Annotated in this window: 12 protein-coding genes, 2 tRNA genes and 1 pseudogene; 10 read left to right on the top strand and 5 right to left on the bottom strand. The window is 68.9% G+C overall.

The window, feature by feature from the left end; all coding sequences use genetic code 11:
• Positions 1–1014, bottom strand: a 1014-nt coding sequence (locus J1C73_RS28190) for a GNAT family N-acetyltransferase (RefSeq protein ID WP_207318848.1), incomplete at its 3' end; no start/stop codon positions are given.
• Between the two features lie 106 nt (positions 1015–1120).
• Between J1C73_RS28190 and J1C73_RS28185 the strand changes: the two genes are divergently transcribed.
• Complete coding sequence (locus J1C73_RS28185) at positions 1121–2266, top strand: PP2C family protein-serine/threonine phosphatase (RefSeq protein WP_207318847.1); 1146 nt, start codon at positions 1121–1123, stop codon at positions 2264–2266.
• A 50-nt stretch (positions 2267–2316) separates the two neighbouring features.
• Here J1C73_RS28185 and J1C73_RS28180 read toward each other — a convergent pair whose 3' ends face one another.
• A complete protein-coding gene (locus J1C73_RS28180; RefSeq protein WP_207318846.1) occupies positions 2317–3480 on the bottom strand; it encodes a cation:proton antiporter in 1164 nt (387 codons plus the stop codon).
• A gap of 317 nt (positions 3481–3797) precedes the next feature.
• On the opposite strand from J1C73_RS28180, the gene J1C73_RS28175 reads away from it, so the two are divergent.
• From J1C73_RS28175 to J1C73_RS28165, 3 genes are read left to right on the top strand one after another with little or no spacing between them, the layout of a single operon-like run.
• Entirely contained in the window at positions 3798–4652 is an 855-nt protein-coding gene (locus J1C73_RS28175; protein WP_207318845.1) for an ABC transporter ATP-binding protein, read from the top strand.
• Entirely contained in the window at positions 4652–7135 is a 2484-nt protein-coding gene (locus J1C73_RS28170; protein WP_207318844.1) for an ABC transporter permease, read from the top strand. Before J1C73_RS28175 ends, J1C73_RS28170 begins: the two co-directional genes overlap by 1 nt.
• A 9-nt stretch (positions 7136–7144) precedes the next feature.
• Positions 7145–7630: an HD domain-containing protein gene (locus J1C73_RS28165; protein WP_207318843.1), complete on the top strand. Its 486-nt coding sequence runs from the start codon at positions 7145–7147 to the stop codon at positions 7628–7630.
• Between the two features lie 47 nt (positions 7631–7677).
• Here J1C73_RS28165 and J1C73_RS28160 read toward each other — a convergent pair whose 3' ends face one another.
• Positions 7678–8829, bottom strand: a complete 1152-nt coding sequence (locus J1C73_RS28160) for an acyltransferase family protein (RefSeq protein ID WP_207318842.1) — start codon at positions 8827–8829, stop codon at positions 7678–7680.
• 479 nt (positions 8830–9308) lie between these two features.
• On the opposite strand from J1C73_RS28160, the gene J1C73_RS28155 reads away from it, so the two are divergent.
• The gene (locus J1C73_RS28155; protein ID WP_145763503.1) at positions 9309–9503 is read left to right on the top strand and encodes a hypothetical protein; all 195 of its coding nucleotides are present in this window, start codon (positions 9309–9311) and stop codon (positions 9501–9503) included.
• A gap of 112 nt (positions 9504–9615) precedes the next feature.
• On the opposite strand, the gene J1C73_RS28150 is transcribed toward J1C73_RS28155, so the two are convergent.
• A tRNA-Gly gene (locus J1C73_RS28150) sits at positions 9616–9689 on the bottom strand.
• A 166-nt stretch (positions 9690–9855) separates the two neighbouring features.
• Here J1C73_RS28150 and J1C73_RS28145 point away from each other — a divergent pair.
• The 5 genes from J1C73_RS28145 (at position 9856) to clpX (ending at position 14580) form a co-directional block, all read left to right on the top strand.
• Positions 9856–9932: transfer RNA gene (locus tag J1C73_RS28145), tRNA-Pro, on the top strand.
• Between the two features lie 150 nt (positions 9933–10082).
• The gene (tig, locus tag J1C73_RS28140) at positions 10083–11489 is read left to right on the top strand and encodes a trigger factor (protein ID WP_207318841.1); all 1407 of its coding nucleotides are present in this window, start codon (positions 10083–10085) and stop codon (positions 11487–11489) included.
• Between the two features lie 266 nt (positions 11490–11755).
• Positions 11756–12361: an ATP-dependent Clp protease proteolytic subunit gene (locus J1C73_RS28135; protein WP_164494417.1), complete on the top strand. Its 606-nt coding sequence runs from the start codon at positions 11756–11758 to the stop codon at positions 12359–12361.
• Positions 12362–12440: 79 nt separating this feature from the next.
• A complete protein-coding gene (locus J1C73_RS28130; RefSeq protein ID WP_123471017.1) occupies positions 12441–13124 on the top strand; it encodes an ATP-dependent Clp protease proteolytic subunit in 684 nt (227 codons plus the stop codon).
• Between the two features lie 157 nt (positions 13125–13281).
• On the top strand, positions 13282–14580 hold the full coding sequence (gene clpX / locus J1C73_RS28125) for an ATP-dependent Clp protease ATP-binding subunit ClpX (protein ID WP_207318840.1): 1299 nt from the start codon (positions 13282–13284) through the stop codon (positions 14578–14580).
• Positions 14581–15343: 763 nt separating this feature from the next.
• Here clpX and J1C73_RS28120 read toward each other — a convergent pair.
• Positions 15344–15975 (bottom strand): annotated as a pseudogene (locus J1C73_RS28120) (hypothetical protein); the annotation flags it as partial.

Raw genomic sequence — 15975 nt, 5'->3', positions numbered from 1 at the left:
TTCGAGGTCGAGGACGCGTTCTAGGGGCTGGAACGCGTCCTCGACCTCGAACACCACATCCACCGGCGCCCGGTAGCTCCGCGCCTCCAGCGCCGCGCCCACGTCCACCAGCCGCACATGGAGCGAATCCCGGATGCGGACCTCGCACCGCCGCACGTCCGACACCAGATGCAGCACCGCGTCGTCCACCGGCCGGTTCCGCGCCTCGACCGTCGACGTCAGGTCGATCCCGAAGAGGAACCGCCACAGCGCCGCGTACGCCGCCGGATCCAGTGCCGCCAGATCGCTCACCGCGATCCGGCCCTTGGGCCCCGACATCTCCCAGTCCGGTTTGATGTGGTACGTCGTATAACCCACCACCTCGCCGTCCCGCTCGGCCAGCACGCACTGCAACGCCGAACCGCCCTGCCGCGAACTCGCCGGATCGGTGAGCGACTTGCGCTCCCAGCCCGGACCGTGGGCCGGAGTGCCGGGGCGGCCCGGCACCAGGCGCGCGTACACGCTCTCGCAGGCCGCGACCGCCTCGTCCTTCTTCGCGTACCGCAGCCGGATCTCGTCCGTACCCTCGGGGACGTTCAGCCGCACCCGGTCCGTGTCGATCGCCAGGGACATCTGGCGGGTCGCCGCCCCGTACCCGTACCGGCCGTAGATCGCCGGTTCCGACGCCGTGAGCACGGCGATCGGCTCACCCAGCGCCCGCACGTCGTCGAGCTGGCGGCGCATCATCGAGGTCAGCAGCCCGCGCCTGCGGTGGGTGGCCGCGACGCTCACCATCGTCACACCCGCGGCCGGCACCAGCGCGCCGCCCGGCACGGCCAGCCGGAAGCTGAACGCCCCTGACGTGGCGACCACATCGGGGCCGTCCCAGATCCCGACCGAGCGCTCGTGCTCGGTCAGTGCCTCCTCCAGCTCGCGCTGCTCGGGCGAGTCGGCGACTCCTCCGAAGGCGAGCTCCAGGCACTCGAACCATTCGTTCCATTCGGACGGCCGCAACACGCGGAGCTCTGTAGTCATATGCCATGCCTACCAGGTGCCGCGGCGGACGGGCGACCCGTTTTCGAACGCATTGTCACAGGGGTCCCCCTGCACCGGAGGCCCTCGGGTGGATAAAGTCCCCGCAATGGCCCGACGCGCAGGAGCAGAGACCTACCCGGCCCGATTGAGGAAATCGGCGCACCGGGTACGCAGCACGCTGCGCAGATCCGGCGTCGACTACTTCCGTGGCGACGGCTCCGACTGGATCGCCCTGGCCGCCCTGCTGCTGATCATCCCGGCCATCACCTGCGGCACCCTCCTGAACCCCGTGTGGTGTTCACCGACCGCACTCGTCCTGCCGATCGTCGCGGGCGGCCTGCTGCTGCGGCCCGCCAGCCTGCTCGGCCTGTACGCGGCCGCTGCCGCTGCCCTGATCGTCGAGTCCATCGGGCTCGGCCCGTTCAAGGACGGCACGGTCGGGGTCACCCCCGGAACCGTGCTGACGGTCGCGGCCTGCGGCTTCTTCGGGCTGGTGCTCGCCCAGTTCCGGGCCAGGGTCGGCGTCCCGTGGCGGCGCGGCGGCACCATGCTCTTCGACCTGCGTGAACGCATCCGGGTCCAGAGCGCGCTGCCCCGGCTCCCGCAGGGCTGGCACCGGGAGATGTCGCTGCGCCCGGCCGGCGGGCAGTCCTTCTCCGGCGACTTCGTCGTCGCGGCCCGCACCAACGGCGGCCGCACCCTGGAGGCCGTGCTCACCGATGTCTCCGGCAAGGGCATGGACGCGGGCTCCCGCGCCCTGCTGCTGTCCGGCGCCTTCGGCGGGCTCCTCGGATCGCTGCCGCCGCACGGCTTCCTGCCCGCCGCCAACGCGTATCTGCTGCGCCAGGACTGGGACGAGGGTTTCGCCACCTCGATCCATCTGGTCCTGGACCTCGAATCCGGCGACTACGAGCTCCTCTCGGCGGGCCATCCCCCCGCCCTCCAGCTCCACGCCGGCAGCGGCCGGTGGGAGGAGAAGGCCGCGGAGGGCCCGCTGCTCGGGGTGTACGACGGGGCGGAGTTCGACGCCGTGAAGGGCTCGCTGGCCCCCGGAGACGTACTGATGCTGTTCACCGACGGACTGGTGGAGACGTCCGAACGGGACATGGCGGAGGGCATCGACCGGCTGACCGGCGAGGCCGACCGCTATGTCTCGACGGGCTTCGAGGGCGCGGCCTGGCACCTCATCGAGGCGTGCGCCAAGGACGTCAACGACGACCGGGCGCTGCTGCTTCTGTCACGTAAATCCTGAACCGTACGCAACCGGCCCGAACCGGGCGTACGTCAACGGCTTTCGGTCCGTCACCGGATCGGGGCGAGTGCGGCGTCGCGTCCGCCCGGAAGGATCCTGGCCAGCCAGTGCGACCGTCCGGCCGCCAGTGGCGCCAGGACCGCGAGGACGAGTACGTATCCGGCGATGAACGGCGCCAGCCGCTCGTCGAGTCCCGCGCCCGCCGCCATCGTGGCGAGGATGAGCGCGAACTCGCCGCGCGCCACCAGGGTGGTGGAGATGTTCGCCGTGGCCTGCGGGCCGAACCCGTACAGCTTGGCGGTGGCCATCCCGGCCAGGACGTTCATGGCGAGGGTCACCGCGACGGCGGCCAGCACCGCCCACAGCACGACCGACAGATCGCCGGGGTTGATGGAGAGGCCGAAGGCGAAGAAGAAGATCGCGCCGAAGGCGTCGCGCAGCGGGTGGACCAGCTTGAGGATGCGTGTCCCCGAGGTGGTGCTGCCGAGCATCAGACCCACCATGAAGGCGCCGATGGCGTCCGCGACCCCGAACCACTCCGAGATACCGGCCACCAGGACGGCGGCGCCGAGGAAGGAGATGACGAGGAGTTCGTCGTCCCGGGTGTTGATCAGCTTGCTGATGAGCTTGGTGCCGAACCGGGCGGCCAGGGCCAGCACCAGCAGGAAGCCGAAGGCCTTGCCGCCGTCGACCGCCGCCGCCGCGAGGCTGTCGGCGCCCGAGAGGATGGGCTGGAGGGCCGCCAGGTACAGCGCCAGGAACACGTCCTCGACGACGATGATCCCGAGGATCGGCTTGGTCTCCGGATTGCCGATCCGGCCCAGGTCGACCAGGACCTTGGTGACGATGGCCGACGACGAGATGCCGAGCACCCCGGCGAGCACCAGTGCCTCCGACGTGCCCCAGCCCAGCGCGAAGCCGAATCCGAGCCCGGCGCCGACGTTCAGGGCGAGATAGGCGCCGCCGGCGAGCGCCATCCTGCGCCCGCCCGCCTTGAGGTCGTCGAGGTGGAACTCCAGGCCCAGGTAGAAGAGCAGCAGCACCAGGCCGAGCGCGGAGAGCATCTCCAGGTCGTGCGGGTCGGCGACGAGGATGATGCCGGGGGTGTGCGGGCCGAGCAGGATTCCGGCCAGGATGAACAGGGGGATGGTCGGCAGTCCGATACGGCTGCCGAGGCGGGCGAGAACGGCGGCGGCGAGGAAGGCGCCGCCCATGGCGATGAGCGTGTCTGCGTGTCCGATGAGCCCAGTCCTTCGCTTGGTCAAGAGAGCGTCAAGAAATCGTCAGTAATTAGTTTACCGAATGATTGACGTTGCAAGTATCCCCGCGCCCGGCGACCCCCCGGGCAGGCCTCCCTCAGCCGACCGGCAGGCCTCCCACAGACCGCCCGACAGGAGTCTCGGGGCGCACCCCCGGGAGCACCCTGGGGTTTCCCCCACCCCCGATCCGCCAGCAGCCGCCATGGCCCCGGACCAGCACGGATCCGTACGTTCGAGGTATCGATCACGTATGGCTACGGAAGGCGGACATCATGGGGCTTCGGCGCACCAGGCAGGGCGCGCAGGAAAGCGTGCGGACAGCACGTGAGGCTCGGACCGCGCAGACCTACGCAGGGCCCGCCGCCGCGGACCTGGCTGTGGAACTGCGCGGCGTCCGCAGGCAGTACGGCCGCGGCGGCTCCGCCGTCCACGCCCTGCGCGGCATCGACCTCGCCCTGCCGCGGGGCAGCTTCACCGCCGTGATGGGCCCCTCCGGCTCCGGCAAGTCGACGTTCCTCCAGTGCGCGGCCGGACTCGACCGCCCCACCACGGGATCGGTCAGCCTCGGCGGCACGGATATCACCGGCATGAGCGAGAACAAGCTCACCGAACTGCGCCGCACCCGGCTCGGCTTCGTCTTCCAGGCGTTCAACCTGCTCCCGTCCCTCACGGTCGAGCAGAACGTCGTCCTCCCCATGCGCCTGGCCGGTCAGCGCACCGGCTCCGCCCGCAGCCGCCGCGAGGCCACCGAGATGCTCACCCGGGTCGGCCTCGGCGACAAGGGGGACCGGCGTCCCGGCCAGCTTTCCGGCGGCCAGCAGCAGCGCGTCGCCGTCGCCCGCGCCCTGGTCACCCGGCCCGACGTGATCTTCGCCGACGAGCCGACCGGCGCCCTCGACACCACCACCGCCGCCGAGATCCTCCAGCTGCTCCGGCACGCGGTGGACACCCTCGGCGCGACCGTCGTGATGGTCACCCACGACCCGGCGGCCGCCGCCTACGCGGACAACGTGCTCTTCCTCGCCGACGGCGAGATCGCGGACAGCCTGCCCCGCGCCGGCGCCGACCGGATCGCCGCACGGATGACCGCGCTGACCGCTCCCGCCTACGCAAGGGCCGCCGCCTGATGTTCACCCCGCACGTGCCGAACGGTCTTGCCCGCGCGGCCGTACGCTTCAAGCCCTCGTCGTTCGTGGGTACCTTCGTCGCCCTCCTGCTCGCGGCGGCCATCGTCTCCGCCTGCGGCATCCTGCTGGAGACCGGCCTGCGCGCGTCCGTCCCGCCCGAGCGCTACGCCAAGGCGCCGGTGATCGTCGCCGCCGACCAGCAGGCCCGCCTGACCGTCGGCAGCGGGGAGGAGCGCCACGAGGAGGCCAGTGCGCTGCCGGACACCGCCCGGCTGTCCGACGCGCTGGTCGCGAAGGCCGCCTCCGCCCCCGGCGCCGCGGCCGCGATCGGCGACGTCGGCTACCCCGTGCACCTGGGCACCGACCCCCTCACCGCGCACGGCTGGGGCTCCACCGCCCTCACCGGCACCCGGCTCGCGTCCGGCGACGCACCGCGCACCGGCGAGGTCGTCGTCCCGGCCGGCAGCGACAAGGCCCGGACCGGGGACCGCGTCACCCTGGACACCCCGGCGGGCGCGAAGGAGTTCCGGGTCTCCGGCACCACCGCCACCGACGCCACCGTCTGGTTCACCGACCACCAGGCCGTGGCGCTCTCCGGCCACCCCGGCCGGGTCGACGCCATCGCCGTACTCGCCGCCGACGGCACCGCCACGGACACCCTCGCCCGCCAGGTCACCGACGCCGTGGGCGACACCTCCGGCGCCAGGGTCAGCACCGGGAACGACCGCGGTGCGGTGGAGGACCCGGGCCTCGCCGCCGCCAAGGAAGTCCTGACCGGGCTCGGCGGCTCCTTCGGCGGCATCGCCGCGATGGTCGCCGTCTTCACCGCCGCCGGTACGGTCGCCCTCTCCGTCGGCCAGCGCAGCCGCGAATTCGCCCTGCTGCGTGCGATCGGCGCCACCCCGCGCCAGCTGCGCCGCACCATCGCCACCGAGTCCCTGCTCGTCGCACCGCTCGCCGGGGCGGTCGGCTGCCTGCCCGGAATCGCCCTGGCCACCTGGTGGTTCGGCCAGCTCAAGGAGAAGGGCGCCATCCCCGAGGCCGTGGGGCTGCAGGTCTCCTGGCTGCCGCTGACGATCGCCGTCGCCGCCACGATGCTCACCGCGCTGGGCGCCGGATACACCGCCGCGCGCCGCCCGGCGAAGACGAAGCCGGGCCTCGCCCTCGCCCAGTCCGCCGTGGAACGAGCGCCGTTCGGCTGGATCCGTACGCCGCTGGGCATCGCCGCCCTGGCCGGCGGCGCCGTCTTCGCGGGCATCGCCGCCTCGCAGACCGGCGAGGACGCGGCCAACGCCGCACTCGGTGTGGTCATGCTCTTCATGCTCGCGGTCGGCCTGCTCGGCCCGCTGATCGCCCGGATCTGCGCCTCGCTCCTGGGACTCCCGCTGCGGGCCGGTGGCGCGTCGGCCTCGCTGGCCGCGGCCAACTCCCGCGCCAACTCCCGGCGGATGGCCTCAGCGATCACGCCGATCGTGCTCGCCATGGCCTTCTCCTCGACCCTGGTCTTCATGCACACCAGCGAGGACCGGGCGATCGAGCACCAGCAGCGCGACGGCATCACCGCCGACCACATCGTCTCCGCGCCGGCCGGTCTCGCCTCCGACGCCACCGAGCGGGCCGCCGCGACCCCCGGCGTCTCCACCGCCGTCGGCCTGCTCCGCACCTCCGTCCTGGTGCCCTCCGGCTCGGGCGGCGACAAGTGGCTGGCGAACTCCGCCGCGCAGGGAGTCATCGGTTCGGGCCGTGAACTCGCCGAGGTCCAGGACCTCGACGTCCGCACGGGATCGCTCGACGCCCTCGCCCCCGGCACCGTCGCGATCGACACCACGCTCGCCGACTCGGTGAAGCTGCACACCGGCGACCGCCTCGCGCTGCGCCTGCCGGACGGCACCGAGGCGTCCCCGAAGATCGTCGCGGTCTACGGCCGGGGTCTGGGCACCGCACTCGTCACCCTGCCCGCCGACGACCTGCGGGGCCACGTCACCTCGCCGTACGCCTCCGACGTACTGGTACGGGCCACCCCGGCGGGCGCGGGGCGGCTCGCCGCACTCGGCACCGTGACCGACTCCTCCGGCTATGCCACCGCGCAGAGCCGGGACCGTGAGCTCAACGCCTGGGCCAACACCGTCATGGCCGCGGTCCTCGGCGGATTCGCCGCCGTCGCGGCGGTCAACACGCTGGTGATGACCGTCCTGGACCGGCGCAGGGAACTGACCATGCTCCGGCTCGTCGGCTCCACCCGCCGTCAGGTCATGGGCATGATCCGCTGGGAGGCCCTGCTGGTCACCGTGGCCGGGGCCGCGCTCGGCACGGCCATCGCGCTGGCCACCCTCATCCCGATGATGAGGGGCCTGACGGGCGAATCGCCGTACATTCCCCCGGCGTTGTACGGATCGTTCCTGGCCGCGACCGTGGGCCTCGGCCTGGCCGCCGCCCTGGTGCCGGCCCGCGCCGCCCTGAGCCGGGCCGCGGCCCGTCCGTAGAGTCGGGCCATGACAGCACCACGCGCGCAGCTGACCCTGGCCGACGTCGAGCGCATCGCCCGCGAGGCCCACGAGGGCCAACGGGACAAGGCGGGCCGCCCGTACGCCGAACATCTCGCGGCCGTCGCCGAGGGCGTACGGGCCAGGGGCGGCAGCGACGACCAGATCGCGGCGGCCTGGCTGCACGACGCGGTCGAGGACGACACGCTGTCGGCGCGGTGGCTGGCCGGGGCCGCTCTGCCGCAGCAGGTCAAGGACATGGTCCTCGCCGTCAGCAAGCGGGACGGCGAGGACCTGCCGGCGTACACCCGCCGCATCCTGGCCACCCCGGGCGCACTGCTGATCAAGGAGTCCGATCTCGCGCACAACGCCGACCCGGCCCGGCTCGCGGTGCTGGACCCGGCGACCCGTACCCGGCTGGCCGAGAAGTATGCGCAGGTACGGAGCCTGCTCGGACTCACCGCACCGGAAACGCCCACCGAACAGCGGTATTGAGCCAACACGGCGAAGCCCGGCCCCTCGGGGCCGGGCTTCGCCGTGTCTCAGATCTTGGCGGCGTCCCGTCGGAACGCCCAGTTCATGTCCGGTTCCGTCACGCATCGCATGACCCGCCGTACCGGCGGCGTGCACAGCAGCGTCACCCCGGCCGAGGCGGCCACGGTGACGATCACCAGACCGGTCGGCGAGACCAGCCAGTCGTTGCGGTCGAAGATGCCCGCGTAGTCGGCGCCCTTCACCAGGAACCCGTGCAGCAGATAGCCGCAGATCGTCCCGGCGCCCAGCACCGTGAACCACATGTGGCGGCGCGGCACCCACGCCAGGAACCCGATGGTGAGCAGCGTCGCGCAGCCGAACAGCGCGAGGGTCATCACCGCGCCGGACCACCACGGGGCGTTCATGTCCTGGGCGCTGGAGTCGCGCAGGAACCAGCCCAGCTGCATCCGGGGCGCCGCCCAGTAGGCGAAGACCGCCGCACCGGCGAACAGCGGCAGCGCGAGCAACTGCACCTCGCGGCGCTTGACCAGCCGGAAGTGTTCGGGCTTGAGCTGGAGTCCGAGCACGAAGAACGGCAGGAACTGCAGAACGCGCGGCAGGTCGAGATCGTCGCCGATGCTGGGGGCGAACGAGGCGAGGACGGCGATCACGAGCGAGACCGCCAGCGGGTGGCGCAGGTTCTGCCAGATCGGCGTGGTGAGCCGCCAGATGAACAGCGCGGCCAGGAACCAGGTGAGGTACCAGGGCTCCAGCAGGCTGATCGCAGCATCGGGCGAGTCGTTCGCGTACCGCCGGAACAGCGAGTACGCCGTCTCGAACACCACATACGGCACGGCGACCCCCGTGACCAGGCGCTTCACCTTGGCGGGGGTCAGGCTGAACGAACGTGAGAAATAGCCGGAAATGATGATGAAGGCCGGCATGTGGAAGGTGTACGTCACCATGTACAGCGCGCGGGCCGCCCTGCTTCCCTCCATGACCGGCACCCACGAGTGCGCCACCGCGACCAGCACGATGGCGAGGTATTTGGCGTTGTCGAAGTAGGCGTCACGCTTCTTCGCAGGCGCGTTCTGCGCAGGCCGCTCCGCCACCGCGGAGGGGGAGTCCGGGGTCCTCGCGGGCGTGTGGGGTCTGGGCTCCGACTCCCGGGTCTCCGGTGGGAGCGGGGCCCTCTGAAATACGTTCGGAGCGTGGAACATCTCAAGCACCCTAGACGTCTCGATTGCATTTCGTAAAACCGCCATCGGATATCGCCTGTGCCCGGTTGATTAAAAGCCAAACCTTTGATTTACGCCCGATATGGGCGCATTAATCCTCCTTAAATGGTGCATATCGGCAGGCGGTTGGGGGAAGTGAATTACGTCGCCTTGGGTCCGGGGAATTCCATGTGAATAAAGTGTGTGGGTAAGGAAACGATCACCGTTGCAGATCATTCCCGCCGTCGGGTCATCGCTGCGCGCTTCTCCTCGCGCCCCCCTTGCGGCTGTTGGGCCGGCGGCCGCGCCCGGACGTCGCGCACCGGCGCGCAACCGGCGCAAGATGGCGCGATACCGACCGGTCCATGCGTCACCTGGCAGCGACCACAGGGGAGTTGGTGGCACGATGGACGCAAACGGAGGTGTGCGCGGCCGCACGCTTCCGGGCCGGCAAGGCGGACCGACCGAGGGTGTGATCAGTCGTGGCCATTTCACTGTCTGTGGTGCTTCTTTTGGCGATCATCCTGGTGGTCCTGATCCGAGGCGGCTCCATCAAGGCCGGACCCGCGGTCGTCGCGGTGCTCTTCGGCTTCTTCCTGGCATCGACCGGCATGGCGCCGTCGATCCAGAAGTTCATGGACTCGATAGCGCAGAGCATCAACCAGATCAGCTTCTGATCCGGGGCCGCGGATCAGAAGCTGATCCGCGGCCGCTCCGCACCCCCGGGAACGCAAAAGGCCCGGTCCGGCAGCCATCCGAGAAGGATGCCGCCGGGCCGGGCCCGAGCCATGGAGCGGGCGACGGGAATCGAACCCGCGTAGCTAGTTTGGAAGACTAGTGCTCTACCATTGAGCTACGCCCGCATGCAACTCACCGCAGGTCACCAGGACCGCGGCACGAGAAGCATCGTAGCGGGTCGCGGGCGCTGCCCGCACACCCGATCCCCGCACCCGGTGTGGCGTTGTGCGACGTCCGGGGAAAAGCTGCCGATCCACTGCCGCTCTGCATGTACCCTACGTGTCGCACCGACGGGGTGTGGCGCAGCTTGGTAGCGCGTCCGCTTTGGGAGCGGAAGGTCGTCGGTTCGAATCCGGCCACCCCGACCACCGGCAAGGTCGCATTGTGGGAGTTCTACCCCTTGCCGTTACTATGCAAAATGCGTGCCCGTGTGTCTGATGTACCGGGCTCGGTCCGCGAAGCCGCCTCGTGTGCGGTGGAGCAGAACCCCAAGAAGTCAGCCACAAGGAGACCGAACCGTGAAGAGCGCCGTGGAGACCCTGAACCCGACCCGGGTTCGGCTCAGCATTGAGGTGCCCTTCGAGGAGCTCAAGGACAGCCTCGACGCGGCGTACAAGAAGATCAACCAGCAGGTCACGGTGAAGGGGTTCCGCAAGGGCAAGATCCCCAACCGGGTCATCGACCAGCGGTTCGGCCGTGGTGCGGTGCTGGAGGAGGCCGTCAACGACGCGCTCCCGAAGTTCTACACCGAGGCCGTCAACGAGGGAGAGCTCAACGTCCTCGGCCAGCCGGAGGTCGACATCACGGAGCTGAAGGACGGCGAACTGCTGGCCTTCACCGCCGAGGTTGACGTACGCCCCGAGATCGAGATTCCGGACTACTCCGGCATCGAGGTCACCGTCGACGCCCTTGAGGTCAGCGACGAGGACATCGAGAAGGCCGTGGAGCAGCTCCGCGAGCGCTTCGCCTCGACCAACCCGGTCGAGCGCGCCGCCGCCGACGGCGACGTCGTGACGATCGACCTGACCGCCAAGGTCGAGGGCGAGGTCCTGGAGGACGGCGTGGCCGAGGGTGTTTCGTACACCATCGGTTCCGGCGAGCTCCTCGAAGGCATCGACGATGCGGTCACCGGCCTGGAGGCGGGTGGCGAGACCACCTTCACCTCCGAGCTGAAGGGCGGCTCGGCCGAGGGCAAGGAGGCCGAGGTCACCGTCAAGGTCACCGCGGTCGCCGCCCGTGAGCTTCCCGAGCTGGACGACGACTTCGCCCAGATGGCGAGCGAGTTCGACACGCTCGACGAGCTCAAGGCCGACAGCCGCAAGCGCCTGGAGAACACCAAGCAGTACGACCAGGCCACCCAGGCCCAGGAGCGCGTCCTGGAGGAGCTGCTGAAGCTCGCCGAGGTCCCGATCCCCGAGAAGCTGCTCGCGGACGAGGTCCAGACCCGCAAGCACAACCTGGAGCACCACCAGCTCGGCCAGATGGGTCTCGACCTGGAGAAGTACCTGGAGATCCAGGGCAAGACCCTTGAGGAGTTCGAGGCGGAGACCTCCGAGCAGGCCATCAAGGGCATCAAGACCCAGTTCATCCTTGACGAGCTCGTCAACAAGGAGAAGCTGAACGTCAACCAGGAGGAGCTCACCGAGCACCTCATGCGGCGCGCGCAGTCCTCCGGCATGAGCCCCGACCAGTTCGCCCAGGCCGTCGTCGAGGGTGGCCAGGTGCCGATGCTCGTCGGCGAGGTCGCCCGCGGCAAGGCGCTCGCCGTGGTCGTCGAGGCCGCCAAGGTCGTCGACACCAACGGTGAGGTCGTCGAGCTGGAAGACGACGAAGAGGTAGCGGAGGAGGCCACCGAGGCGGTCGAGGCCGCCGAGGGCACCACCGACGCCGTGGCCGACGCGGCCGAGGAGAAGACCGAGGCCTGAGCCTCGCTCCGAACACGTACGACGGGCTCCGGACGCAATCGCGTCCGGAGCCCGTCGTCGTATCGACGGACGTCCCCCCACAACCCGTGTGCGGACTACGGAGCTTGCGCTCCCAGCGAACAGTTGCGGAAGCGGGATGGCGTTGTCCCACCTGCGCGTTAGGGTCCATGAATAGGAAGGGTCGGGGAGTCCCGGCCCACCCGGTACGAAGACGCTGAGACGGCCGGAGCCGTCAGAGACGAGCAGGTGGATACGTGACGAATCTGATGCCCTACGCCGCCGGAGAGCCGTCCCTCGGTGGAGGCCTCGGTGACCAGGTCTACAGCCGACTGCTCGGCGAGCGCATCATCTTCCTCGGTCAGCAGGTCGACGATGACATCGCCAACAAGATCACCGCGCAGCTGCTCCTCCTTGCCGCCGACCCGGACAAGGACATCTACCTCTACATCAACAGCCCCGGCGGTTCGGTGACGGCCGGCATGGCGGTCTACGACACCATGCAGTACATCCCGAACGACGTGGTCACCATCGGTATGGGCATGGCGGCCTCGATGGGCCAGTTCCTGCTCACCGGCGGCACCGCCGGCAAGCGCTTCGCGCTCCCGAACACCGACATCCTCATGCACCAGGGTTCGGCCGGTATCGGCGGAACGGCCTCGGACATCAAGATCCAGGCCCAGTACCTGCTGCGCACCAAGCAGCGGATGGCGGAGATCACCGCCCGCCACTCCGGCCAGACCGTGGAGACGATCATCCGCGACGGCGACCGCGACCGCTGGTACACCGCGGAGGAGGCCAAGGACTACGGCCTCATCGACGAGATCATCACGATCGCGTCGGGCGTTCCGGGCGGCGGCGGCACCGGTGCCTGATCCGGCTCCCACCGGACCGCGTCGCACCGCACCGCATCTCTCGTACGCCGAGACACCCAGCCCACAGAACGCCACCAGGATGGTGAACACCCACATGAACAACTTCTCCGGCGCCTCCGCGAGCGGCCTCTACACCGGCCCGCAGGTGGACAACCGCTACATCGTGCCGCGCTTCGTGGAGCGCACCTCGCAGGGCGTGCGTGAGTACGACCCGTACGCGAAGCTCTTCGAGGAGCGCGTGATCTTCCTCGGCGTGCAGATCGACGACGCCTCCGCCAACGACGTCATGGCGCAGCTGCTGTGCCTGGAGTCGATGGACCCGGACCGGGACATCTCGATCTACATCAACAGCCCCGGCGGCTCGTTCACCGCGCTCACCGCGATCTACGACACGATGCAGTTCGTGAAGCCGGACATCCAGACGGTCTGCATGGGCCAGGCGGCCTCCGCCGCGGCCGTGCTGCTCGCCGCGGGTACCCCGGGCAAGCGTCTGGCGCTGCCGAACGCGCGTATCCTGATCCACCAGCCGTCCTCGCAGACCGGCCGTGAGCAGCTCTCCGACCTGGAGATCGCGGCCAACGAGATCCTGCGGATGCGGAGCCAGCTGGAGGAACTGCTGGCCAAGCACTCCACCACGCCGATCGAGAAGATCCGCGACGACATCGAGCGGGACAAGATCCTGACCGCCGATGACGCCTTGGCCTACGGCCTGGTCGACCAGATCGTCGCGACCCGCAAGAGCGCGGCCGGAGCGGCCGCCTGACGTCGGCCTTTACCCCTTGGTACGGCAGGGTCATCCGGCCTCGGCCGTGTGAACCGTGCCAAGGGGGGCCCGAACGGGGGGCCAGGCAAGGTACCGTCGGATAGAGGCACCAGGAGGCGCTGAACCAGGCGTCTCCCAGGCGAAGGGGAAGCACCTCGTGGCACGCATCGGTGATGGCGGCGACCTGCTCAAGTGCTCGTTCTGCGGAAAGAGCCAGAAGCAGGTGAAGAAGCTCATCGCGGGACCCGGTGTGTACATCTGCGACGAGTGCATTGATCTCTGCAACGAGATCATCGAGGAGGAGCTCGCGGAGACCTCCGAGGTGCGGTGGGAGGAACTTCCCAAGCCGCGCGAGATCTACGAGTTCCTCGAGGGGTACGTCGTAGGCCAGGAGCCCGCGAAGAAGGCTCTCTCGGTCGCTGTGTACAACCACTACAAGCGGGTCCAGGCGGGCGAGAACGGCGGCGGTGCGAGCCGTGACGACGCGATCGAGCTCGCCAAGTCCAACATCCTGCTGCTGGGCCCCACGGGCTCGGGCAAGACCCTCCTCGCGCAGACACTGGCCCGGATGCTCAACGTCCCGTTCGCCATCGCGGACGCGACGGCGCTGACGGAGGCCGGCTATGTCGGCGAGGACGTCGAGAACATCCTGCTGAAACTGATCCAGGCGGCCGACTACGACGTCAAGAAGGCCGAGACCGGGATCATCTACATCGACGAGATCGACAAGGTCGCCCGCAAGAGCGAGAACCCGTCGATCACCCGCGATGTCTCCGGCGAGGGCGTCCAGCAGGCCCTGCTGAAGATCCTGGAGGGCACCACCGCCTCCGTGCCGCCGCAGGGCGGCCGGAAGCACCCGCACCAGGAGTTCATCCAGATCGACACGACGAACGTGCTGTTCATCGTGGGCGGCGCGTTCTCCGGTCTGGAGAAGATCATCGAGTCCCGGGCCGGCGCCAAGGGCATCGGCTTCGGCGCCACGATCCGCTCCAAGCTGGAGATCCAGGCGAGCGACCAGTTCCAGGAGGTCATGCCGGAGGACCTGGTGAAGTTCGGGATGATCCCCGAGTTCATCGGCCGCCTCCCGGTCCTGACCTCGGTCCACAACCTGGACCGCGAGGCCCTGCTCCAGATCCTCATCGAGCCGCGCAACGCCCTGGTGAAGCAGTACCAGCGGCTGTTCGAACTCGACGGCGTGGAGCTGGACTTCGAGCGCGAGGCCCTGGAGGCCATCGCGGACCAGGCGATCCTGCGCCAGACCGGCGCCCGAGGCCTGCGCGCGATCATGGAGGAGGTCCTCCAGTCGGTGATGTACGAGGTGCCGTCCCGCAAGGACGTCGCCCGGGTCGTCATCACGTCGGACGTGGTCCGCAACAACGTCAACCCGACCCTGGTCCCGCGCGAGCCGCGGACGATCGGCAAGGGCGACGACGGGCGGCACGAGAAGTCGGCGTAGCGGTGGCAGCGCTATGTTGATGTGGGTCCCCCGCCGGAAAGGCGGGGGACCCACATATTTATTTGATTCTACGGCTCTGTTTCAACGACTTCCTTGCGCGCTTAAGCCACGATGCATGCCGGGTATCGGATGGCCCACGTTGTAACGCCTGCCTGTTGCAGAAGGGTCATGCATGCATCGCTGGGCACTACGCCCCAGTTGTATGCAGGCCAGTTGCATGCCGCTTTGACTTTCGGCCCGATGATGACACCAGAGTCCATGAGTCTGCCGATGCATTGCGATTGGGTTGCTGAGGCCGGAGTGGCCGTAACCAGTGGCACTGCACAAAGTGCTGCGGGCAGGGCGAATCCGGTAAATACACGACTGAACTTGAAGGCCATGGTGCAACTATCCTAATCCTATTGGTGCATCAGGTAGGGGTTTGGTCGTGGTGTATCGGATCACGTAGCGGGCGTGTGCGCTTCTCGATATAGAACTAACGGCCGGTATGTGTCGGGTGGGTGTCTCATTCTTTGCGCCCATGATGTGCCTTGCTGGGATGGGGTGTCACGAGTAGGGAAAAGTGGCAACTCAATTTTGCCGGTATGCTGCAGACCCGCTGTGCAGGGAGCCCGTCCAGACTCGTCGTTGGTTGATGTCGCACCACCAGGCGACGGCGAGGAGCCGGATCCAGCGAGGCTGGATCCGGCTCCTCGGGTCTGGCGCTTTTCTGCTCGGCAATGCGATTGCAGCGGCCTGCGCAATTTCCCCGGCAGGACGCTTGCTACTTGACCTCGACGCGGACATCATTGCGAAGCTTCGCCGCATTGTCTGCGGCAGATTCCAGCGTTATGCCCTTGCCCGTGAGTAGGGAAGCCGTGTCCATGCTCAGGACGTAGGCCACCGTGCTGTGGTCGCCCCAAATGCATGTGGGGATGGTCATGGACTTGCTAGTTCCACTGCTGGAGTCCGTGACCTTGGCTTCCTGGCACTTCAGGACGCCGTTCTCGAACCCGGCCGGGGTGAAGGCCTTCGGGCTGCCAACAAGTTCGCCCTCCGACTTGTCCTTTCCCGCACCCTCCTTCATCTTGGCGAACATGGCGTCGATGACCTTCTCGGGGTCATCGATGTCGCCGTAGACTCCGCTGAACTGAAGGATCTTCTGGCTTGCTGCCTCGCCAGAGGTGTACTGCGAGCTGACGTTCTTGGCGTTCTTGACGCCCCAGCCCTCAGCCTCCTTGATGTCCTCGTCCGTCATCTTCTCTTCATCGGACTTGGCGGCTGACTTCTTGTACTCCCCGCCGAGCACCGTTGCCGGCGTCGTCAGCTTGTACGTCTTGCCGTCGTCCGCGACGGAGCCGCTGCCCCCGCCCGACGTCAGGAAGTACACCCCGCCGCCGATGACCGCCAGCGCCA

Source organism: Streptomyces laculatispora (assembly GCF_017353455.1).
GTDB classification, from domain to species: Bacteria; Actinomycetota; Actinomycetes; order Streptomycetales; family Streptomycetaceae; genus Streptomyces; species Streptomyces laculatispora.
This window is presented reverse-complemented; position numbering and strand designations above follow the sequence as displayed.